The organism is Bradyrhizobium sp. USDA 4473 (assembly GCF_054063335.1).
In genome coordinates this window covers 7,412,169-7,433,627 of sequence record NZ_JBSSGE010000001.1, presented here as the reverse complement: position 1 = coordinate 7,433,627, position 21,459 = coordinate 7,412,169, and the positions used below count along the sequence as shown (strand labels likewise).

The 21,459-nt window shown below is 66.0% G+C and carries 19 protein-coding genes; 10 read left to right on the top strand and 9 right to left on the bottom strand.

Going from position 1 to position 21,459, the window contains the following annotated elements; translation table 11 throughout:
* Nucleotides 1-11 precede the first annotated feature (11 nt).
* The gene (locus ACVW17_RS34835) at nt 12-623 is read left to right on the top strand and encodes a class I SAM-dependent methyltransferase (RefSeq protein WP_456798526.1); all 612 of its coding nucleotides are present in this window, start codon (nt 12-14) and stop codon (nt 621-623) included.
* 798 nt (nt 624-1,421) lie between these two features.
* On the opposite strand, the gene ACVW17_RS34830 is transcribed toward ACVW17_RS34835, so the two are convergent.
* The 5 genes from ACVW17_RS34830 to ACVW17_RS34810 all read right to left on the bottom strand — a co-directional run bounded on the left by ACVW17_RS34830 (nt 1,422) and on the right by ACVW17_RS34810 (nt 8,920).
* Entirely contained in the window at nt 1,422-2,201 is a 780-nt protein-coding gene (locus ACVW17_RS34830; protein WP_456798525.1) for an alpha/beta fold hydrolase, read from the bottom strand.
* A gap of 5 nt (nt 2,202-2,206) precedes the next feature.
* Nucleotides 2,207-3,502 carry an O-acetylhomoserine aminocarboxypropyltransferase gene (locus ACVW17_RS34825; RefSeq protein WP_456798524.1) on the bottom strand — a complete coding sequence of 432 codons (1,296 nt, stop codon included), beginning with the start codon at nt 3,500-3,502 and terminating at the stop codon, nt 2,207-2,209.
* Nucleotides 3,503-3,544: 42 nt separating this feature from the next.
* Entirely contained in the window at nt 3,545-4,849 is a 1,305-nt protein-coding gene (pncB, locus tag ACVW17_RS34820) for a nicotinate phosphoribosyltransferase (protein ID WP_456756102.1), read from the bottom strand.
* 61 nt (nt 4,850-4,910) lie between these two features.
* Nucleotides 4,911-8,453, bottom strand: coding sequence for a molybdopterin cofactor-binding domain-containing protein (locus ACVW17_RS34815; protein WP_456798523.1), 3,543 nt, complete (start codon nt 8,451-8,453; stop codon nt 4,911-4,913).
* On the bottom strand, nt 8,453-8,920 hold the full coding sequence (locus ACVW17_RS34810) for a (2Fe-2S)-binding protein (RefSeq protein WP_456798522.1): 468 nt from the start codon (nt 8,918-8,920) through the stop codon (nt 8,453-8,455). The genes ACVW17_RS34815 and ACVW17_RS34810 overlap by 1 nt, the downstream gene beginning before the upstream one ends.
* Before the next feature lie 277 nt (nt 8,921-9,197).
* On the opposite strand from ACVW17_RS34810, the gene ACVW17_RS34805 reads away from it, so the two are divergent.
* The 8 genes from ACVW17_RS34805 to ACVW17_RS34770 all read left to right on the top strand — a co-directional run bounded on the left by ACVW17_RS34805 (nt 9,198) and on the right by ACVW17_RS34770 (nt 17,425).
* Nucleotides 9,198-10,640 (top strand): 6-hydroxynicotinate reductase, encoded by a 1,443-nt coding sequence (locus ACVW17_RS34805; protein WP_456798521.1) that lies wholly within the window; start codon nt 9,198-9,200, stop codon nt 10,638-10,640.
* Nucleotides 10,637-11,545 carry a UPF0280 family protein gene (locus ACVW17_RS34800; protein ID WP_456798520.1) on the top strand — a complete coding sequence of 303 codons (909 nt, stop codon included), beginning with the start codon at nt 10,637-10,639 and terminating at the stop codon, nt 11,543-11,545. The genes ACVW17_RS34805 and ACVW17_RS34800 overlap by 4 nt, the downstream gene beginning before the upstream one ends.
* A gap of 16 nt (nt 11,546-11,561) precedes the next feature.
* Nucleotides 11,562-12,146, top strand: a complete 585-nt coding sequence (locus ACVW17_RS34795) for an amino acid synthesis family protein (protein WP_223968163.1) — start codon at nt 11,562-11,564, stop codon at nt 12,144-12,146.
* A gap of 28 nt (nt 12,147-12,174) precedes the next feature.
* The gene (locus ACVW17_RS34790) at nt 12,175-13,389 is read left to right on the top strand and encodes an ABC transporter substrate-binding protein (protein ID WP_456798519.1); all 1,215 of its coding nucleotides are present in this window, start codon (nt 12,175-12,177) and stop codon (nt 13,387-13,389) included.
* A 183-nt stretch (nt 13,390-13,572) separates the two neighbouring features.
* The gene (locus ACVW17_RS34785) at nt 13,573-15,465 is read left to right on the top strand and encodes an ABC transporter permease (protein WP_456798518.1); all 1,893 of its coding nucleotides are present in this window, start codon (nt 13,573-13,575) and stop codon (nt 15,463-15,465) included.
* The gene (locus ACVW17_RS34780) at nt 15,462-16,253 is read left to right on the top strand and encodes an ABC transporter ATP-binding protein (protein WP_456798517.1); all 792 of its coding nucleotides are present in this window, start codon (nt 15,462-15,464) and stop codon (nt 16,251-16,253) included. The genes ACVW17_RS34785 and ACVW17_RS34780 overlap by 4 nt, the downstream gene beginning before the upstream one ends.
* Nucleotides 16,250-16,954 carry an ABC transporter ATP-binding protein gene (locus tag ACVW17_RS34775; protein ID WP_456731495.1) on the top strand — a complete coding sequence of 235 codons (705 nt, stop codon included), beginning with the start codon at nt 16,250-16,252 and terminating at the stop codon, nt 16,952-16,954. Before ACVW17_RS34780 ends, ACVW17_RS34775 begins: the two co-directional genes overlap by 4 nt.
* A 15-nt stretch (nt 16,955-16,969) precedes the next feature.
* Nucleotides 16,970-17,425 carry a MarR family winged helix-turn-helix transcriptional regulator gene (locus tag ACVW17_RS34770; RefSeq protein ID WP_456756094.1) on the top strand — a complete coding sequence of 152 codons (456 nt, stop codon included), beginning with the start codon at nt 16,970-16,972 and terminating at the stop codon, nt 17,423-17,425.
* A gap of 185 nt (nt 17,426-17,610) precedes the next feature.
* On the opposite strand, the gene ACVW17_RS34765 is transcribed toward ACVW17_RS34770, so the two are convergent.
* Entirely contained in the window at nt 17,611-18,807 is a 1,197-nt protein-coding gene (locus ACVW17_RS34765; protein ID WP_456798516.1) for an amidohydrolase family protein, read from the bottom strand.
* A 169-nt stretch (nt 18,808-18,976) separates the two neighbouring features.
* On the opposite strand from ACVW17_RS34765, the gene ACVW17_RS34760 reads away from it, so the two are divergent.
* Nucleotides 18,977-19,750: a ferredoxin--NADP reductase gene (locus ACVW17_RS34760; RefSeq protein WP_050629679.1), complete on the top strand. Its 774-nt coding sequence runs from the start codon at nt 18,977-18,979 to the stop codon at nt 19,748-19,750.
* 154 nt (nt 19,751-19,904) lie between these two features.
* Here the strand turns inward: ACVW17_RS34760 and soxA are convergent, their stop codons facing one another.
* The 3 genes from soxA to ACVW17_RS34745 are packed head-to-tail and all read right to left on the bottom strand — an operon-like array spanning nt 19,905 to nt 21,456.
* Nucleotides 19,905-20,678, bottom strand: coding sequence for a sulfur oxidation c-type cytochrome SoxA (gene soxA, locus ACVW17_RS34755; RefSeq protein WP_456756091.1), 774 nt, complete (start codon nt 20,676-20,678; stop codon nt 19,905-19,907).
* Nucleotides 20,675-20,995, bottom strand: a complete 321-nt coding sequence (soxZ, locus tag ACVW17_RS34750) for a thiosulfate oxidation carrier complex protein SoxZ (protein WP_456756090.1) — start codon at nt 20,993-20,995, stop codon at nt 20,675-20,677. The genes soxA and soxZ overlap by 4 nt, the downstream gene beginning before the upstream one ends.
* A complete protein-coding gene (locus ACVW17_RS34745; RefSeq protein ID WP_456756089.1) occupies nt 20,995-21,456 on the bottom strand; it encodes a SoxY-related AACIE arm protein in 462 nt (153 codons plus the stop codon). Before ACVW17_RS34745 ends, soxZ begins: the two co-directional genes overlap by 1 nt.
* Between the last annotated feature and the right edge of the window lie 3 nt (nt 21,457-21,459).

Here is a 21,459-nt window from a genome sequence, read left to right as displayed (position 1 = left end):
GAGGGTTCGATATGAACGCCAGCGCTGTTGTAGATTTCTTTCAGTTCTTTCGCTCCTACGTCTCCAATCCGGGCCAGGTTTCGGCGATCGCCCCCTCGGGGCAGTCGTTGGCGCGCCTGATGACGCAAGAAATCGTACCAGGGGCCGGGCCGGTCATCGAACTCGGACCCGGCACGGGGGTGTTCACCAAGGCACTGCTCGCGCGCGGCGTTGCCGAGCAGGATCTGCTTCTCGTCGAGTATGGTTCCGATTTCATGCGCCTGTTGCAGCAACGCTTTCCAAGGGCGAGGGTGCTCTGGATGGATGCGCGACAGCTTTCGCAGTATGAGCCGTTCATGGCGCCTGCCGCAGCGACCGTGAGCGGACTTCCGCTCCTGACCATGTCGCCGCGCAAGGTCATCGCCATCCTGAGTGGCGCGTTCCGTCACATGCGCGAAGATGGGACGTTCTATCAATTTACCTACGGGCCGCGCTGCCCTGTGCCACGCCCGATCCTGGACCGGCTCGGGCTGAAAGCCAGCCTCGTCGGGCGCACGGCATTGAACGTTCCTCCTGCCTCCGCCTATCGCATTCGGCGGCGTCCGCAACTTCCAAAGCACACGCTACGGCATGAAAATTGGTAATTGCGGATTGCCCGGGTCGAGACGTACTTGGACTTCGGCAATGTCCGCTTTCGTGCGGCCATCACAGACATCCAACGCGCGTGATCGTGCGCGGGCTCGCAGCAACTAGCCCGCATGAGCGAAGCGAGATGCGGGATTGATGCCGCGACCTATTGCCGGCCCCGGATATCGCTTCGCCCATCCGGGCTACGCTCGCTGTTGGCCCGAAGCCACCGCTGCGTCCGTCAGGCAACGATCACCACTTTTCCCGGAATGCGATCTGCTTGGCGTGATCGCTTTTCATCACCAGTATGGCCACCGCCAACCCTCATAGAGGTCCCAAGACGACACCAGCGGCGGCGCATAGGGATCGACCCGGTCGTCTTCAGGGCGATAGCGATATCGTGGAACGATATAATAATCCCACGGGGTCGGCGTTATCACGGGCGTCGAGATCACGACCCTCGTTCGTTCATGTGCCTTGCGCGCCCGGGCTTCAGCACCTGATGTCCCGAGGGTACACAGCACCAGGGCCGCTCCGAGAGCGCATGCGGCAGTCATCATCTTCATCATGCATCGGCCTCCAAGCGTGAGAGTGCAAAAGGACTCAAAGCAAGCTACTTCGCCCCTGGCTGGCGTGAATCTTCGCGTCCGGCCGCTCTCGGACTTGTCGCAAAAGTTCGGAATAATAGAAGATATCGCTGAGTTGCCCGACGTGTCAAGTTGCTTGTCCGAGTGCCGGCGGCCGCCCGGCTCCTTTGCATGGGGTTGTTCTTCGGTATTTTGGGTGATGGCGGGAAGCGGAGCCGGCGAGCGCTGTTACCGCAACGCCGCCAGCAGCTCGTCGGGCTGTTCGACCATCATCATGTGGCCGGCGCCGGCGAGCACAACGGTGCGGGCGTTCGGCGTAGCGGCGGCGAGCGCCTTGCCGGCCTTTGCTGGCGTCATCATGTCGCGCTCGCCGAGGACGAAGGTCGCTGGCACCTTGACCGCGGCAGCAGCCGCGAGCGCGTTCTGGTAGGCGTTGCAGGCATTGAGGTCGTTGAAGAGCACGCCGGGCTTGGCCTCTTGCAACACCCGCTGCGCGCCCTGGTGCATCCACAGCCCCGGCGCGAGGCTGCCGCCGAGCTCGGCGTTGAAGCCGAGGCCCCAGATCGAGACCATGTCGATCGCCGCGACGTCGTTGGCCTCGGCGGCCTTCAGGAGATCAGGGCCGACCGTCATGGTCGCGGCGGTGCCGATCAGCGCGAGGCCGGAGACCTTGTCGGGATGCCGCGCGGAGGTCTCGATCGCGATCAGCGAGCCCATCGAATGGCCGATCAGCCGCGCCTTCGCCGCGCCGGCAGCCGCAATCAGCGCCGCGGTCCAGTCGGCCATCTCGGCAATGGTCGCAAGGGGCTTGCCGGCGGAGCGGCCATGGCCGGGCAGGTCGGGCGCCAGCACGGAGAAGCCGTGATGGGCGAACCAGCGGCTATGCAGCGCCCAGGTCGATGAATCGAAGCCGGCGCCGTGGATCATCACGACCGCCGGAAACGACGGGTCGAACGGCTTGCCGCCGGTGGCGATGAAGGTGTCTGATCCGTTGACGGAAAGCTGCATGGCGCTCAAGTCCTTTGCGAGGCGCGCAGCGCCTGACCGAGATCGTCGATGATATCGTCAGCGGTCTCGATGCCGACCGACAGCCGCACCAGCTCCTCGCCGATCCCGGCGGCCTTGAGCTGATCGGCGTCCATCTGCTGATGCGTGGTGCTGGCGGGATGGATCACCAGCGTCTTGGCGTCGCCGACATTGGCGAGATGGCTGATCAGCTTCAGGGACTCGATGAACTTCTTGCCGGCAGCGCGGCCGCCCTTGATGCCGAAAGAGATGATCGAGCCGGCGCCGCGCGGCAGCAGCTTCTTCGCCAGCACGTAGTCCGGATGCGTTTCCAGCGACGGATGCAGCACCCAGTCGACCGCCTTGTTCGCGGCGAGGGCGTCGAGCACCGCACGGGTGTTGCTGATGTGGCGGTCCATCCGGACGCCGAGCGTCTCGATGCCCTGCAACAGCTGAAACGCGTTGGTCGGCGACAGGCAGGCGCCGAAATCGCGCAGGCCCTCGGTGCGGGCGCGCATGATGAAGGCGGCCTTGCCGAACTGCTCGTCGAAGACGATGCCGTGATAGCCGGCATAGGGCTCGGTGAGCTGCGGGAATTTGCCGGAGCCGCGCCAGTCGAACCGGCCGCCGTCGACGATGACGCCGCCGATCGCGATGCCGTGGCCGCCCATCCACTTGGTCGCCGAGTTCATCGTGATGTCGGCGCCGAGCTCGATCGGTTGGCTCAGATACGGCGTCGCGAAGGTGTTATCGATCAACAGCGGGATCTTCGCATCATGCGCGATCTGCGCGACCGCGGGGATGTCGAGCACCTCGAGGCCGGGATTGCCGATGGTCTCGCCGATCACGAGCCGCGTGTTCGGCCTGATCGCGGCGCGGAACTCGTCCAGCGCCCGCGGCTTCACGAAGGTCGTGGTGATGCCGAACCGCGGCAGCGTGTGCGCCAGCAAATTGATGGTGCCGCCATAGAGCGAGGCGGAGGCGACGATATGGTGGCCGGCATTGAGCAGGGTTGCGATCGCCAGATGCATCGCGGCCATGCCGCTGGCGGTGCAGATCGCGCCGACGCCGCATTCCAGCGCGGCGATGCGCTCCTCCAGAACCGCGGTGGTCGGATTCGAGATGCGCGTATAGATGTGGCCGGCACGTTCGAGGTTGAACAGTGCCGCGGCGTGGTCGGCGTCCTGGAACACGTAGGACGTGGTCTGGTAGATCGGCACCGCGCGGGCGCCGGTTGCGGGATCGGGGCGCTGGCCGGCGTGCAGGCTCAGGGTTTCGAAGGCAGGCGGCTTGGGTGCGGGCATGCAGGACTCGTCAGGTCAGTCGATGGGTGGGCAGTGCGCGAATTAGACGTGAACTGCGGTGCGAACGCGGCCGACATTGCCGAACACGCGCAAATAGCGCTCGACCTCCGAGGGGATGCCGGTTGCCTTCTCCGGATTGTCGGAGAGTTTCACGGCCGGGCGTCCGTCGACCGACGTCACCTTGCAGACGATCGAGATCGGATCGAGCTCGGCGGAACCGTCGGGCGCGCAACCGACGAAGTCGTTGGTGAGGTTGGTGCCCCAGCCGAAGCTGACGCGCACGCGGCCCTTGAAGTGGTGGAAGGTGTCCTCGATCGAGCCGACGTCCATCGCGTCCGAGAACACCAGGAGCTTCTCCTTGGGATCGCGGCCCTTCTGCTTCCACCATTTGATGATCTCTTCGCCGGCGGTGATCGGCGGCGCGCTGTCGGGACGAAAGCCGGTCCAGTCGGCGACCCAGTCGGGCGCGTCGCGCAGGAACGGCTTGGTGCCGAAGGCGTCGGGCAGCGCGATCAAGAGGTTGCCGCCATAGGTGTGGCGCCATTGGTCGAGGATGCGATAGGGCGCCCAGCGCAGCGCCTCGTCGTCATTGGCGAGCGCCGCCGCCACCATCGGCAGCTCATGCGCGTTGGTGCCGATCGCCTCGAGATCGTTGTCCATCGCCAGCAGCACGTTCGACGTTCCGGTGAAGGACGGACCGAGGCCTTCCTTCACCGCCTCGACGCACCAGCGCTGCCACAGGAAGCCGTGGCGGCGGCGGGTGCCGAAATCGGACAGCCGCAGGCCGTCGAGCTTCTGCAGCCGCTCGACCTTGGTCCACAGCTTGGCCTTGGCGCGGGCGTACAGCACGTCGAGCGCGAAGCGGCCATAGGTCTTGGTCGCGGCGCGCGAGCGCAGCTCGTTGAGGATCGCGAGCGCCGGGATCTCCCACATCGTGGTGTGGGTCCACGGGCCGTGGAAGTGCAGCTCATACTGGCCGTCGACCTTGTGCAGCTCGTATTCGGGCAGGCGGAAGGTCGAAAGCCAGTTGATGAAATCGGGCGAGAACATCTGGGTCTTGCCATAGAACGTGTTGCCGGCGAGCCAGATCAGTTCCTTCTTGCTGAAGCGGATGGTGCGGGCGTGGTCGAGCTGGGCGCGCAATTCGCCCTCGTCGATGACCTCGGCGAGGCGGATATGGGTCGAGCGGTTGATCACCGAAAAGGTCGTGCGGGTGTCCGGATAGCATTCCCGGATCATCTGCTGCATCAACAGCTTGTAGAAATCGGTATCGAGCAGGCTGCGCACGATCGGGTCGAGCCGCCAGCCATGGTTGTAGGTCCGGGTCGCGATATCTGTCACGGTCATAAGGGAACCTTAGCCTGCCCCGCGCCGCCCGCCCAGTGGGTATCGGGCGGAACATGGCAGCTCAGCGCGCTATGGTCTGCCGTATACGGCCGACGGTGGCGGCGACATCGGTCCAGGCCGGCTTGTCCGGGGCGAATTGCCGCCGCAGGAAGGCGGCGAGCTCGGCGACCTGGTTGTCGCTCATGCTGTCCTTGAAGGCCGGCATGTAGCCGAGATCGGTCACGGCCGGCTTGGCGATGCCGTGCAGGATCACCTGGATCAGATTGTCGGGCGCATCGCTGTGCAGATTGCTGTTCAGCGCCAGCGACGGCCGGCTGCCGAACAGCGGCGGGCCGCCGACCTCATGGCAGACCGCGCAGGCGCCTTGATAGATCCGCGCACCTGCCGAGGCGGCGGTGGTGACGGCGGTGCCGGCCTCGAGCTTCGCGGCGAGCGCATCGTGGGCCAGCTGATCAGCGGTTGGGTTGAACGAGGCGAGGTAGACCGCCATCGCACGGATATCCTGGTCGGGCAGCGCGGCCAGCTCCTGCACGACCGGCGCCATCGGTCCTGCGGCGACGCCGTGCAGGCGGGACTCGCCGGTGCGCAGATAGGCGTACAGCTCGTCCTCGCTCCAGGGGATCGGCGCCTTCGACAGCGACGTCAGCGCCGGCGCCTCCCAGCCCTCGGCAAAGCCGCCGGCGAGATAGGCCGCCTGTCGCTCGGCGCCGAGCGCATTGCGCGGCGAATGGCAGGCGCTGCAATGCCCGAGCCCTTCGATCAGATAGGCGCCGCGATTCCATATCTCGGGCTTCGATGGATCGGGCTGGAACGTGCGCGGCTGATGGAAAAACGCATTCCATCCGGCGAGCGGCGGCCGCAGGTTGAACGGAAAGGCAAGGGCATTCGCCGGCGTTTCGGCGCGCACCGGCGGCTGCGCCATCAGATAGGCATAGAGCGCTTGCAAATCGGCGTCGGTGGTCCTGGCGAAATGCGTGTACGGAAACGCCGGATAGAGATGGCGGCCGTCGCGATGAATGCCTTCGCGCATCGCGCGCTCGAAGGCGGGATAGGACCAGGCGCCGATGCCGGTGTCGATATCGGGCGTGATGTTGGTGGTATGGATGGTGCCGAACGGCGTCTCGAGCGGCCGGCCGCCGGCGTTCAGGATGCCGTGCTCCGAGGTGTGGCAGACGGCGCAGGCACCGAGCGCCGCAAGCTCCTTGCCGCGCGCGATCGTTGCCGTGGAATAGACCGAGGCATCGGGACGGGCGATCGGCGCGATCGCGCGCCATGGCAAGACGGCCGCGCCGATCCCGATCGCTGCTGCACACAGTGCGGCAATGCCGGCAAGCATTCCGCCGCGTTGCGCGAACGGATTTTTCCATCTGTTGAGGTCGGCCGCCTTCGCCGGCGGCGCAAGCGGGGCGGGCGCTGCCGGTTGCTCGCCGCGTAAGCCCTTCAAAATGCGCTCCGGCGTGAACGGCAATTCGCGGAAGCGCACGCCGGTCGCATCGTAGATCGCGTTCGCGATCGCAGCCGCGCTCGGCACCGAGGCGGATTCGCCGACGCCGAGCGGCGGCTGGTCCTGCCGCGGCAGCATCAGCACATCGATCTCAGGCAGCTCGGGGAATTTGATGATGGGGTAGGCGCCCCATTCCCGCGCGGCCACCGCGCCGCGCTCGAAGGAAACCTCCTCCATCAGCGCGCGGCTGGTCGACTGGATGACGTTGCCTTCGATCTGGTGCCGCACGCCCTCCGGATTGATCATCAATCCGGAGTCCTGGCCGGCGACGACGCGCGTCACGCTGACATCACCGGTCGCCTTGTTGACCGCGACGTCGGCGATCCACGCCGACCATGCCGCACCGTAGCCGGGAAACTTGCTGTGCACGTAGAGCGCATAGGCGAAGCCGCGGCCGCGCACGATGTCGCCGTCCGCCTCGGGCTCTTGCCGCACCGGGCGCGGCGTCCAGCCGGCGCGCTCGGCGACCGCGTTGACGAGGTCGATCGCGCGCTTGTCTTTCAAATAACGCAGCCGGTATTCGATCGGATCGACTTCCGCTTCGGCCGCGAGCTCGTCGATATAGGACTCGTGCGCAAACGTGTTCGGCAGCGCCGAGACGCCGCGAAACCAGGAGGCGCGCACGATCGGCGGCATGTCGTTGGCGACCACGCGCATGTTCTCGTAGTCGTAGGGCGGGATTGCGGTGCGGTCGCCCATCTCGAATACGGCAGGCGTCGGCGCGATCCGCCCGGTGAGCAGCAGCGCCAGCGTCGGCGCGCCGTTCGAGGGATAGCGCGTAGCGAAATCGTAGCCGGCGACGCTGCCGTCGGCGTTGAGCCCGCCATTGACGTCCATCAGCTGCGCGGTGCCCTTCGGCTCCCAGGCATGCTCCTGCTCGCGCGTGAGCTGGACCCGCACGGGCTTGCCGACCGCGCGCGACAGCAGCAGCGCATCGGCGGAGACGTCGTCGGCGCAGTTGCGGCCGTAGCAGCCGGCGGCCTCCATCCGGATCACGTCGATCTCGGATTCCGGCCGCTGGATCAAGAGCGCCAGATCGCCGCGCAGGATGTGCGGGTTCTGCGTGCCGGACCACACCCGGATCGCACCGGCGCCGTAGTCGGCGACCGCGCAGGATGGGCCGATCGAGCCGTGCATCTGGTAGGGCCAAACGTAGGTCCGTTGCATCGGCTTGGCGGCAGCCTTGATCGCGGCATCGACATCGCCCTTGTCGATCAGCTGGCGCGGCGTCGCGGGATTGGCGCGCAGCGCCTGCTCGATGTCGGAGAGATCGGTCAGCGCAGGCCCCGGCTTCCAGCTCACCTTGAGCTGCGCCGCGGCCTTGATCGCGTTCTCCTCGCGCTCGGCGACGACGCCAACGAAATCGCCGATCCGCACCACCGCGACAACGCCGGGGATATCCCGCACCGAAGCTTCATCGACCGCGATCAGGCTGGTGCCGACGAACGGGCCGGCATCGACGCCGGCATAGGGCGGTCGCACGACACGGCCATGCAGCATGCCGGGCACGCGCACATCGTGGACGTAGACGAGCTCGCCGGTCGCCTTCGCCGGCAGGTCGATGCGCGGCACCGATTTGCCGACGACGGAATAGCTTTTGACCGGCTTGACCGGCACGTCGTCGGCGAGCTCGAGCCTGATGGTCTCGTCGGTGATCAATTCGCCATAGCTGATGCTGCGGTTGTCATGGCCGCGGATCAGGCCGTCCTCGATCGTGAGTTCGTCAGCCGGTAGTTCGAGCCGCTCGGCCGCGCGCGCGAGCAAAAAATGCCGGGCTTGCGCGGCGGCCTTGCGCAAGGGCACAGCCGTGATCTGGATGGTTTCGCTTGCGATCGTCGCGCCCTGGTTCGGCACCACGGCGGTGTCGCCGAGGATCACGACCACGCGGGCAAAGGAGACGTCGAGCTCTTCGGCGACGATCTGCCCGAGCGCGGTGCGGATGCCGGTGCCGAGATCGACGTGGCCGTTATAGGCATTGACCGAACCGTCCGCCGTGATGGTGATGAAGGTCTCGAACGCGCCTTCCGTGCCCAGCACCGCGGGACGGACGACGGAGAGTGAGCCGCGCTTGCGTTGCTCGGCAGGCCGTGCGTCCGCCATCAATCGCGCGCCTCGAGCGCGTGGCCGGCGGCGCGCATCGCCGCGCGGACGATCTCGATATGCGCGCCGCAACGGCAGAGATTGTAGCGCAGCGCTTCCAGCACCTCGTGCTCGGACGGGCTTGGGTTGCGCGTGAGCAGCGCCTTGGTCGTGATGATCATGCCGTTGAGGCAATAGCCGCACTGCGCGGCCTGTTCGCGGATGAAGGCATCCTGCACCGGATCGGGATGCTCGCGCGTGCCGAGCCCTTCCAGCGTGACGATGCTGCGCCCCGCGCAGCCTTCGATCGGAATCACGCAGGCGCGCGCCGCGACGCCGTCGATCAGCACCGCGCAGGCGCCGCACTCGCCGAGCCCGCAGCCATATTTCGGTCCATTCAATGCGAGGTCGTTGCGCAGCACGTAAAGCAATGCGGTGTCGGGAGCGGCGTCGATATCATGATTCCTGCCGTTCACGGTCAGGCGCATCGCCCCGGTTCTCCCCTCGATGTTTGCGCTGCAATGTCAGCGTCCGATCGCAAATGAGGATAACGTTTGTATACAAACGTGCAAGCGGCGCCATGCCGCGCTGCAGCGCGTGCACGCTTTATGAACAGGGTGCGCAAGCGAATGGCAGGGTTTGATTGCAAAGGTCGCTTGACAGGTGTCGGGCTCGCGCGCAGGATCATTCGTATACGAACGATATAGGCAGGGAGGCGGAAGCGCAGTATGATCGACCGCCACCACAAGTCCAGGCTGGGTCACGATGGCTGACACAATGACCGTCGCCGCCGGCGACAAGATCCGCTGCGATGCCTGTCCGGTGATGTGCTACATCAAGCCGGGCGCGGCCGGCGCCTGCGATCGCTACGCCAATCACGACGGCACGCTGGTGCGTGTCGATCCGCATGTGGTGCTGGAGCGCACGGTCTCGCATGGCGGCAAGCTGGTGCCGTTCCAGGTGAGCGGCGACTGGGACGGCAAGATCGTCCGTCAGCCAGACCTGTTCGTCACCGCGATCGGCGCTGGAACCACCTATCCGGACTACAAGCCGGCGCCGTTCATCGTGTCGTCGGAGGTCGACGGCGTCGACATGGTCACCGTGGTGACCGAAGGCATTTTCTCCTATTGCGGCGTCAAGGTGAAGATCGACACCGACCGCTATCTCGGCCCGGAGACCGCGACCGTGCGCGCGGACGGCGAAGCGGTCGGCCACGTCACGACCAGCGAATATGGCTCGCAGATGCTCTCGCTCGGTGGCGTGCATCATTTGACCGGCGGTTCCAAGAAGGAGGGCCGCATCACGTGCGACACGCTGATGGATCTCTCCAATTGCAAGGCGGTCGAGCTCGTCATCGACGGCGGCGCCACCGTCGTGGTGCAGGCGGGCAAGCCGCCGATCGTCAACGGTGTGGCGGAAGAGCGCATGCGGGTCGGTTGCGGCTCGGCGACCATCGGCATGTTCGCCAAGCAGTGGCACGGCAAGGTCGACGAAGTCGTGGTGGTCGACGACCACATCACCGGCGTGCTCAGCGAGCACCAGGCCGGCAAGCTGCTCGACATCGCCGACACCGGCATCAAGATGAAGGGCCGCCGCTCGACGCCCGGCCGCTATTTCCAGGTCGCCGATCCCGGCACGGGATGGGGCGGCACCAACATCTCCGATCCGCTGTCGATCCTCGGCCCCTTCAATGCCAAGGAGGCGCGGCCCGGGCTCACCATGCTGATGGTGTCGACCACAGGCGAGCACGCGTCCTACTACGTGCTCGACGAGGCGTTGCAGCCAATCGAGACCGAGATGCCTGCCGACCTTCGCTTCTCGGTCGAGCGCATCCAGGAGAATTGCGAGCCGGCGCTGTGCACCGTGCTGTTCATGGGCGGCGCCGGCGGATCGCTGCGCGCCGGCGTTACCGACAATCCGGTCCGGCTGACGCGCTCGGTGAAGGACGCGCTCACGAGGGTGACCAGCGGCGGTGCGCCGGTCTATGTCTGGCCGGGCGGCGGCATCACCTACATGGTCGATGTCACGCAGATGCCGGCCGGCGCCTTCGGTTATGTGCCGACCCCGGCATTGGTGGCGCCGATCGAGTTCACGATGCGCATGTCCGATTACGCGGCGCTCGGCGGTCATATGGACTATGTCCGGCCGCTGTCGTCGTTGCGGGACAGCGCCGAAGTCAGGCCGTATCTTCCGGGACGGCGCGCATGAGGCGGCTTCCGCAAATCGCGCTTCTTCCTGACGGCAAGCGGCTGCATTTGCAGGACGGTCCGATTGATCTGGTCATTGAAGCCAAGGGCAGGGATGCCGAGATCCGCGCCGCCTATCGGGCCGCGGCGGAGCGCTTCACCGGTTTGCTCGATGAACTCTGCGCGGAACTGCCGGGATTGCGGACCGCGGCCCAGCCGAAGCACAGCACGCTGAAGGGCGTGGTCGCGCGGTGCATGCATGCGGCGGTCGTGCCGTTTGCTGCCGACTGCTTCATTACGCCGATGGCGGCGGTGGCGGGATCAGTCGCCGAGGAAATCCTCGGCGCGATGCTTCGGGCGGCAACGCTCGATCGCGCTTATGTCAACAATGGCGGCGACATTGCGCTGCATCTCGGCGGTGGCGAGCATTTCACCGTTGGCCTGATGGACCGCCCGGACCGCGATGGCGTGATGCACACCATGACCGTCGATGCCGACATGCCGGTCCGCGGGATCGCGACCAGCGGCCGCCACGGCCGCAGCTTCTCGCTCGGCATTGCCGATGCCGTCACCGTGCTGGCGCGGACGGCATCGCAGGCGGACGCGGCCGCGACGGTGATCGCCAATGCGGTCGATCTGCCCGGTCATTCCGCGATCCTGCGCTGTCCGGCCAGCGAATTGCAGCCGGACAGCGATCTCGGCGCGCGGCTGGTCACGCGCGATGTCGGGGCCTTGGCGGAACACGAGATCGAGCAGGCGCTGGAGGCGGGGGCAGCGCGGGCGCGCGACCTCCTGATGGCGGGATTGATCGAGGGCGCGGCATTGCGTCTACTGGGCGAAACGCGAATTGTCGGTGCAACTGGGATTGAGGCGCCGGCGTCGCACGCGTTTCAGGGGCGAACGATAAACAACACGCTGCAGGCATGACCGGGAGCGAGGCACAATGAGCGCCGTCATTCGCAAGATCGTCACCGTGGTCGAGGAGACCCATCTGGAGATGGGCAAGACCATCGCGCCGCCGACAAGGCGCGCCGCCGCGATCGCCGTGATCGAGAACCCCTTTGCCGGCCGCTATGTCGAGGATCTGTCGCCGCTGATCGCGATCGGCGAGGAACTCGGCGAATTGCTCTCCAAGCGGGCCGTCGCCGCGCTCGGCATCGATGGCGCCAAGGCCCACAGCTACGGCAAGGCCGCCGCCGTCGGCGAGAACGGCGAGCTCGAGCATGCGGCCGCGATCCTGCATCCGAAGATGGGCGCGCCGGTGCGCAAGGTGCTGTCGAAGGGTGCGGCACTGATTCCGTCGTCGAAGAAGCGCTCGGGTCCCGGCACGACGCTGGATATTCCGCTCGGGCACAAGGATGCCGCCTTCGTGCGCAGCCATTTCGACGGCATGGAGGTGCAGATCAACGACGCACCGCGGGCCAACGAGATCATGGTCGCGGTCGCGGTGACCGACAGCGGGCGGCCGCTGCCGCGGGTCGGCGGGCTGACGGTTTCTGAAGTCAAAGGCGAAGACGGATTGCGATAGTCTCTTTGAAGAACAACTGGAGGACGGGATGCGTGGTTATTTCGTAGGGGCGGGATTGGCGATCGCGGCCGCGGCCATGGCAACAAGCGTCATGACGACGCAGGCCATGGCGCAGAATGAAATCAAGATCGGCGAGATCAACTCCTATTCCTTGCTGCCGGCGTTCACCGAGCCCTATCGCAAGGGCTGGCAGCTCGCGGTGGAAGAGATCAATGCCGCCGGCGGCATCAACGGCAAGAAGCTCGTCGTCATTTCCAAGGATGACGGCGGCAAGCCGGCCGACGCACAGACCGCGGCCAACGAGCTGGTGTCGAGCGAGAACGTCGCGATGCTCACCGGCACCTTCCTCTCCAATATCGGCCTCGCGGTCTCCGACTTCGCCAACCAGAAGAAGGTATTCTTCCTGGCGGCGGAGCCGCTGACCGACGCCATCACCTGGTCGAAGGGCAACCGTTATACATTCCGCCTGCGGCCGTCGAATTACATGCAAGCCGCAATGCTGGTGGAAGAAGCCGCAAAACTGCCCGCAAAACGCTGGGCGACGATCGCGCCAAACTATGAATACGGCCAGTCGGCGGTCGCGGTGTTCAAGAAGCTGATGTCGGAGAAGCGGCCCGATATCCAGTGGGTCGACGAGCAGTGGCCGCCGCAGGGCAAGATCGACGCCGGCCCGGTGGTGCAGGCGGCTGCCGCGGCAAACCCGGAGGCGATCCTCAACGTCACCTTCGGTGCCGACCTCGTCAAGCTCGTGCGCGAAGGCAACACCCGCGGCCTGTTCAAGGGCCGCACCGTGGTGAGCTTCCTGACCGGCGAGCCGGAATATCTCGATCCCTTGAAGGACGAGACGCCTGAAGGGTGGATCGTCACCGGCTATCCCTGGTACTCGATCAAGACGCCCGAGCACGACGCGTTCCTGAAAGCCTATCAGGCCAAGTACAACGACTATCCGCGACTCGGCTCGATCGTCGGCTACCAGACCATCAAGGCGGCCGCCGCGATCCTCGCCAAGGCCGGCTCGAGCGATCCGGAGAAGCTGATCGCGGCAGCCGAAGGCATCTCGATGCCGTCGCCGTTCGGCGAGATCACCTTCCGCAAGATCGATCACCAGTCGACGCTGGGGGCCTTCACCGGCAAGACCGCGCTGAAGGACGGCAAGGGCATCATGGTCGATACCGCCTATCGCAAGGGCTCGGACTATCTGCCTGGCGATGCCGAGATCGAGAAGCTGCGGCCGAAGGATTGATTCTTCTTCTCCCTCTCCCCGTTCTTACGGAGAGAGGGTTGGAGTGAGGGGCTGTCTCCGCGAGCGAGCGCGTGGAGAGTTCCCCTCACCCGAAACTCAAGCTGGCGCTTGAGTGTCGACCTCTCCCCGCAAGCGGGGCGAGGTGAAGAAAGTGACGCTTGTGTTCTCCAACGTGGACCGCCCATGGCCTTCTATGTCGTCCAGTTCCTGACCGGTCTTGCCAGCGCGGCGTCGCTGTTCCTGGTCGCTTCGGGTCTGTCGATCATCTTCGGCGTGACGCGGATCGTGAATTTCGCCCATGGCGCGTTCTACATGCTCGGCGCCTATGTCGCCTTCACGCTGACCGAGCGCTTCTCGGGCGCGTTCGGCTTCTGGGGCGGCATCGTCGTTGCGGCGCTGGCGGTTGCCGCGATCGGCGTGTTGGTCGAGATGGTGCTGCTGCGCCGGATCTATCATTCGCCCGAGCTGTTCCAGCTACTCGCCACCTTCGGCCTGACGCTGATGGTCGAGGACCTCGTGGTGCTGATCTGGGGGCCGGACGATCTGGTCGGCCGCCGCGCGCCCGGCTTCAAGGGCGCGATCGATTTCTTCGGCCAGAATATTCCGAGCTACGATCTGTTCCTGATCGTGCTCGGGCCGGTCGTGCTCGGCGTGCTCTGGCTGCTGTTCCAGCGCACCCGCTGGGGCGTGCTGGTGCGGGCGGCGACGCAGGACCGCGACATGGTCGCGGCGCTCGGCGTCAATCAGAAATGGCTGTTCACCAGCGTGTTCGCGCTCGGCGTCTTCCTCGCCGCGCTCGGCGGCGCCTTGCAGATCCCGCGCGATGCGGTCAATCACGCGATGGATCTGCGCGTCATCGTCGAGGTCTTCGTCGTGGTCGTGATCGGCGGCCTCGGCAGCATCATCGGCGCGTTCGTCGCGGCGGTGCTGGTCTCCGAGCTCAACGCCTTCGGCATCCTGATCTTCCCGAAGATCTCGATCATCCTGGTGTTCCTGGTGATGGCGGTGGTGCTGATCGTCCGTCCCTGGGGCCTGTTCGGCAAGCCGGAGGCGCCGGCGCGGCGCACGCCGGGCCTCACCGTCAATCCGTGGCGGCCGCTGACAACGAACGAACGGCTCGCCGCGATCGCCGTGCTGGTGGTCGCCGCCGCGCTGCCGTTCGTCGCCGGCAATTACCTGCTCACCGTCGGCTCGGAGATCGCGATCTTCGTGATCTTCGCCGTCAGCCTGCACTTCCTGATGTCGGTCGGCGGGCTCGCCTCGTTCGGCCACGCCGCCTATTTCGGCCTCGGCGCCTATGGGGTGGCGCTGCTCGCCAAGATGGCGGGCCTGCCGATGATCGCCTGCCTGCTGCTCGGTCCGCTGCTCGGACTATTGGGCGCCGCGGTGTTCGGCTTCTTCGCGGTGCAGCTCTCCGGCGTCTATTTCGCGATGCTGACTTTGGCTTTCGCGCAGATCGTGTGGTCGATCGCATTCCAGTGGGTGTCGGTCACCGGCGGCGACAACGGCATTCTCGGCATCTGGCCGGAAAAATGGGCGGCGAGCCCGTCGCATTTCTACTGGCTGTCGCTCGGCATCGCCGCGCTTGCGGTGGTGATCCTGCGCATCATCGTGTTCTCGCCGTTCGGCTTTGCGCTGCGCGCCACGCGGGACTCGCCGCTGCGCAGCGAAGCGGTCGGCATCGACGGCAAGCGCATCCAGTGGACCGCCTTCGTGATCGCGGGCACGGTCGCAGGCCTTGCCGGCGCGCTGTTCGCCTACCTCAAGGGCAGCGTATTCCCCGACAATATGGGCATCTCGCTGTCGGTCGACGCGCTGGTCATGGTGCTGCTCGGCGGCGTCGAGACGGTGTCGGGCGCGGTGGTCGGCGCCATCGTCTACAAGGCGCTCAACATCTGGCTGGTCAGCCAGACCGATCTCTCCAAGCTCGTGCTTGGCGGTTTCGTGGTGCTGATCGTGGTCGCATTCCCGAAGGGCATCGTCGGCACGCTGGAAGCCTTCATGCATCGCCGCCGCAAATCCTCGTCATCGGCGTCGTCGCCCTTGCTGACCTCCCGCATCGAGAGCGCCGAATGAGCATGGTCCCCACATTGCTGTCGGTCGAAGGGCTGACCAAATCCTATGGCGGCGTGCATGCCGTGCGCGGCGTCTCGTTCGATCTGCGCGCCGGCGAGATCCTGGCGCTGATCGGGCCGAACGGCGCGGGCAAGAGCACCTGCTTCGACATGCTCAACGGCCAGAACATTCCAGACTCTGGCCGCATCCGCGTGCTGGGGGCGGAGACCACCGGCAAGAAGCCGCGCGTGATCTGGCGCATGGGGGTGGGGCGCACCTTCCAGATCGCGGCGACCTTCCCGACCATGACGGTGCGCGAGAACGTGCAGGTCGCGCTGGTCTCGCATGGCCAGCAATTGTTCAATCTGTGGGCCTCGACCGCGCGGCACGCCCGAGACGAAGCCGCGCGGCTGCTCGACCTGGTCGGCATGGGCGCCTATGCGGAGCGTCCCTGCGGCGAGCTCGCCTATGGCGACGTCAAGCGGCTGGAGCTTGCGATCGCGCTCGCCAACCAGCCAAAGCTGCTCTTGATGGACGAGCCGACCGCCGGCATGGCGCCGCGCGAGCGCGTCGAGCTGATGCGGCTGACGGCGCGGATCGCGCGCGAGCAGTCGATCGGCGTTCTCTTCACCGAGCACGACATGGACGTGGTGTTCGAGCATGCCGACCGCATCCTGGTGCTGAACCGCGGCACCTTGATTGCCGAAGGTTCGCCCGAGGAGGTCCGCGGTAACGCCCAGGTGCGGGCGATCTATCTCGGCGAAGGCCTGCTCTATGACGCCCGGCACCGCGAGGGAGCATCGGCATGAAGCTCACCGTAAAGGACCTCAACAGCTTCTATGGCCCGGCGCATATCCTGTTCGACATCGCGCTCGAGGTCGGCGAGGGCGAGGTGGTCGCGCTGCTCGGCCGCAACGGCGCCGGCAAGTCGACCACGTTCCGCTCCATCGTCGGCCTGGTCGAGAACCGCTCGGGCCGCGTGATGTTCGAGGGCCGGGACGTCTCCGATCTGCCGACGCATGCGATCGTGCGCGGCGGGCTCGGCTATGTGCCGGAGGAGCGGCGCATCTTCACGGATCTGACGGTCGAGGAGAATCTCGAGGTCGGCCGCCAGCCGAAGCGGGCGGGCGCGCCGCAATGGGATCGTGACAAACTGTTCAAGCTGTTCCCCAATCTCGGCGAGATGCGCGGCCGCCCCGGCGGGCGCATGAGCGGCGGCGAGCAGCAGATGCTGACGATCGCGCGCACGCTGATGGGAAATCCCTCGCTCGTTCTGCTCGACGAGCCGTCGGAGGGACTGTCGCCCAAGATCGTCGAACAGATGGTCGATGCGATCCTGGCGATGAAGAAAGAGGGCGTCAGCATCGTCGTGTCGGAGCAGAATCTGCATTTCGCCCGGCTGATCTCGGATCGCGCCTACATCATCGAGCGCGGCCGGATCTGCTTCGGCGGCACCATGGCGGAACTCGATGCGCGTCCGGATATCCGCGATGCGCATCTGTCGCTGTAACGGGCGGGGTGGACAATGGCGAGGAGCGCTGCACAGAAGCGAAGCGTCAAGGCGGCGAAGCCCGGCTACGTGCTGGACGAGCAGATCGGCTTCATCCTGCGCCAGGTGTCGCAGCGCCACGCCGTGATCTTCGCCCGCGAGATCGGCATCAATTTGACGCCGACGCAATGGGCGGCGCTGTCGAAGCTGTCCGAGGTCGGGCCATGTTCGCAGAACCAATTGGGGCGGCTGACCTCGATGGACGTTGCGACCATCAAGGGCGTGATCGATCGCCTGACCGCACGCGGCCTGACCGAGACCTCGCCCGATCCCGACGACGGCCGAAGACTGCTGGTAAGCCTGACCCGCGCCGGCCAGCAGATGGCCGACAAGGCCGCGCCGAACGCGCTGGTGATCTCCAGGGAAACCCTGGCGCCGCTCGACGCCAAGGAGCGCGAGACGCTGATCGCGCTGCTCGGCAGGTTGCGGTGATTCAAATCTGTTCTCACCAAAAATCTCTCACCGTCACCCTGAGGAGGCCGCAAAGCGGCCGTCTCGAAGGGTCGACGGCCACCAGCCGGGCCGTGCATCCTTCGAGACGCGCGGAGCCTGTCATCGGGCCGCGCTTCGCGCGGACCCGTTGGCGCTCCTCAGGATGACGGGGCGCCTGCCGCAGCCTACTTCCCCACGATCTCCGGCACCTTCCCCGCGGGCGGCGTGTTGCGGCTGCGCTGGGTGCGGACGATGCCGTCGATGATGGTCATGCCGATGCCGGGGAGGTCGCCGAGCTGAACGCTCTCCAGGATGTTCTTGCCCGGCGAATGCTGCGCCTTGTCCATCAGCACGAAATCGGCCGAGCGGCCAACCTCGATCAAGCCGCAATCGAGCTCGCGCATCCGCGCGGTGTTGCCGGTTGCCAGGCAGAACGCCAGCTCGGCCGGCAGTTCGCCGAGTGAGGACAGCAGCGAGACCATGCGCAGGATGCCGAGCGGCTGCACGCCGGAGCCCGCCGGCGCATCGGTGCCGAGGATGACGCGGTGCAGGTCGCCCATCTCGCGCGCGGTGCGCAGCGTGAACAGCGCCGAGCGCTCGTTGCCGTTGTGCACCAGCTCGAGCCCGCGCTTGCAGCCCTCGCAGATGCAGCGGATCTGGTCGTCGGGCAGCGCGGTGTGGCCGCCATTGATGTGGCCGACCACGTCGGTGTCGGCCTCCAGCACCACGTCCTTGTCGATCAGGCCGGAGCCCGGGATCGACGGACCGCCGGTGTGGATCGTGCTCTGAATGCCGTATTTGCGCGCCCAGCCGACCATCTTGCGCGCCGTCGGCCCGTCCTTGACGCCGCCGAGCCCGACCTCGCCGAGCAGCTTGACGCCGGCGGCGGCCATGTCCTTGAAATCGTCCTCGACCATCTCGCATTCGATCACGGGCGCGCCGGCATGCACCTTCACGCCGCCCGGCCGCAGCGTCCAGAACGCGCGTTGCGCGAAGATCGCCATCGCCTTCAGCCCGACCACGTCGCGCGGCCGGCCGGGCATGTGCACCTCGCCGGCGGAGATCATGGTGGTGACGCCGCCGTGCAGATAGCTGTCGATCCAGTTGATCTGGTTTTGCCGCGGCGTCCAGTCGCCGGCGACGGGATGGACGTGGCTGTCGATCAGCCCGGGCGCGACCGTCGTTCCCATCGCATCGACGATCGTGGTGGCGCCTTCGGTGTCGACGTCCTTGAGGCGGCCGATCGCTGATATCTTGCCGTTCTCGGCAACGATGGTATCGGCGTCCAGGATCGGCTTCTCCAGCGCTCCCGACAGCAAGAGCCCGATATTGCGGATCACCAGCTTGCTGGGGCCGGTGGCCTGGGGCGCGTCGTGAGCCATGGGTGTTTTCCTTTTTTCTTTCCGAAATTGCTCGGGAATTTGAGCCCGGCTTGACTTTCCGATCAAGCCGGATTATTCGTTTGTATACGAATGATCGTATACAAACGATCCGGCCGGTCAACGGGGTCCAAGTCCCTTTCCGCCGCGGCACAAATCAGGGGTTGGTGCGATGAGCAATTTCAACCAGGAAAGCGTCCTCAGCGTCCACCACTGGACCGACACGCTGTTCTCCTTCAAGACCACGCGCAATCCGTCGTTCCGCTTCCGCAACGGCGAGTTCACCATGATCGGGCTCAAGGTCGGCGAGAAGCCGCTGCTGCGCGCCTACAGCGTCGCCAGCGCGAATTACGAGGATACGCTCGAGTTCTTCTCGATCAAGGTTCCGGACGGCCCGCTCACCTCGCGCCTCCAGCACCTAAAAGAGGGCGACGAGATCATCGTCAGCCGCAAGGCGACCGGCACGCTGGTCATCGACAATCTCGAGGACGGCCGCAACCTCTATCTGATCGGCACCGGCACGGGCCTCGCGCCGTTCCTCAGCGTGATCAAGGATCCGGAGACCTATGACCGGTTCGAGAAGGTCGTGCTGCTGCACGGCTGCCGCCGCGTCAAGGAGCTCGCCTATGGCGAGATGATCACCGAGACGCTGCCGCAGGACGAACTGATCGGCGAGCTGGTACGCGACCAGCTGATCTACTATCCGACCGTGACGCGCGATCCGTTCCGCAACCGCGGCCGCATCACCGACCTGATCACCTCGGGCAAGCTGTTCGCCGACATCGGCCTGCCGGCGCTCGATGCCGCGCATGACCGCGTCATGATCTGCGGCTCGCCGGCGCTGGTCGCCGACACCCGCACGCTGCTCAACGGCCGCGGCTTCGTTGAGGGCAACCACGGCGAGCCTGCCCAGTTCGTGGTCGAGAAGGCGTTCGCCGAACGGTGATGTCGGCACGGTCTCGCCCCGCGTCATTGCGAGGAGCGACAGCGACGAAGCAATCCATCTCTCCATTCGAGTGGAGAGGTGGATTGCTTCGCTCCGCTCGCAATGGCGGGGGATAGAGCGACGCGCAATCATTGCTCATCGTAGGGGACCACCGTCACGGCCGCACCGCCGGTGTCTCGATCGGCATGCCGCGCGCCCGCGACATCAGATAGAGCTCGAGCTCGACGAGCTCCGGGGAGCCGTAATCATAGGCCTGCGCGCGGATGCCGGTGATGCAGGCGCGCAGCCGCCGCTGCAGCGATCCGAGCGACTGCCATTCCAGCCGGTACAGCGGATAACCCGTGGGCTGGCCTTGCGTGATCGCGCTGCCCGCGAGCTTCTTGTCCCAATTGTCATCGTGGCAGCTCGCGCAGGCCAGATTGAGCTGGCCCTGCCGCTGCATGAACAGCGCGTGGCCCTTGTCGACGAACGGCGCGAGCTCCGGATCGTCGCCGGCCGCGATCGGCACGCCGCGTGACTGCTGCGCGACGAAGGCGGTCAGCGCCAGCAGCTCACGGCTTTCATAGGCAAACGGTGACGCCTGCTGATGATTGGTGCGGCAGAGGTTGATCCGACCTTCGAGGTCGACCGGTTTGCCCAGCGCCTTCTCGAAGGCGGGATAATGCGCGGCGATGCCCTTCATGCTGACGCGTGCATCATTGTGGCAGTCGGCGCAGGCCTTGTTCGCGGTGCCGGCCTTGCGCGTCCACAGCGCCTCGCCGTCGAGCACGAAGAGCATGCCGGGATTGGCGGTGTCCTCGTCCTGCATCGCCTTGGTGTCGGCGCTCATGAAGCTGGTGCCGGAGCGGCGTTCGGATAGCGGAATCTCGGTGGCGAACGCTGCGCCCGCCATCGCCGTCAGCAGCGCGATTGAGACCGCAAGCCTCATTCGACCGTGATCGAAGCCTGCGCGGTCTCCGAAAACCCCTTGTCGCCGATCCATTCGAACTCGAACTTGCCGCTCTCGGTCGCCGTGGTGAAGAAGGTGATGAACGGATTGGCCGCGATCGCCGGATAAAGATCGGCGCGGAACACTTCGGTGCCGTTGAAGCGGCACGTGAAGCTCGTGATGATGTCGCGCGGCACCACGTCGCCGGACGCGGTGTGGCGATAGCCGGTCTCCATGATGTGCGACATCAGCGTCTTGATCTCGATAATTTCGCCGCGCCTGGCCTTCTTCGGCACGTTGATGAGGGCCGAGGGCATCAGATCGCCTCCTCGGTGCAGGCGGCGAGCGTCACCACGACGTCTGCGGTCGCCGACCAGAAGGTGTCGTCGGACAGCCGTGCGATCGCGGTGACCTTCTGGCTGTCGGCGAGGCGGATGCGGGTCGATATCTGCGCACGCCCGGCGCGCGGCCCGAGATGGAAATTGCCGATGTTCGGCTGCGGGTTCTTCTCGTTGAAGACGTGGATGCTCTTCACATACTCATCCGCCGTCATCGGGCTCGTCACGCTGACCGTCATCGGCACGGTGTTGCCGTTCTCGACCAGCGGCGGGATGTCGAGCTTGACCTTACCGGTCCGGACATTGGCTTCGCCGACGACGTTGCGGATCGCGGCTTGCAGCATCGCCGGCGTTGCATCAGCCGGACGGACGATCACCATCGACGCGGCAGCGCCGGTGAGGGCAAAAAACGTTCGCCGGGTGTGATCCGAATGCGCCATCGG